The organism is Bacillus cereus group sp. BfR-BA-01524 (genome assembly GCF_022662595.1).
Classification (GTDB): Bacteria; Bacillota; Bacilli; order Bacillales; family Bacillaceae_G; genus Bacillus_A; species Bacillus_A thuringiensis_S.
Genome location: NZ_JAKUDW010000292.1, coordinates 1 through 445, shown reverse-complemented (window position 1 = coordinate 445; position 445 = coordinate 1). Strand labels below are relative to the sequence as shown.

Sequence of the window (445 nt, the reverse complement as noted above, 5' to 3'; positions counted from 1 at the left end):
GCAAACATATCATACGTTTTATCCGTCCCTTTTACTTCACCAGTTTTCTCTGCCCCTTCGCCAAGTTTCTCTGCAAGTTCACCTGAACCATCGTTTACTTTCACTAGTCCATCAGTTACTTTTCCTGATCCGTCTGCTAGTTTATTTACGCCTTCGATTAGCTGGATTGAGCCATTTGACATTTTATTTAGACCACCATTAAGAGTGCCTAAGCCAGTTGTTACTTGGCTTGAACCGTCTGCTAATTGCGTTATGCCACCTGTCATTTGGTTTGCTCCTGCGGATAATGTACCCAAACCGCCGGTTACTTGGCTTGAGCCATCTGCTAATTGATTTACTCCATCAATTAATTGATCTGACCCCTTATTTAATTTATTTGCACCTACTTTGGCATTATTTAATCCTTCACCAAATCCGTGAAACTTACTTACAAATTGGTTTTGCG

Annotated in this window: 1 pseudogene; it reads right to left on the bottom strand. The window is 40.9% G+C overall.

Features of this window, described 5'->3' with window-relative positions:
• Window positions 1-445 (bottom strand): annotated as a pseudogene (locus MR170_RS31120) (YhgE/Pip domain-containing protein); the annotation flags it as partial.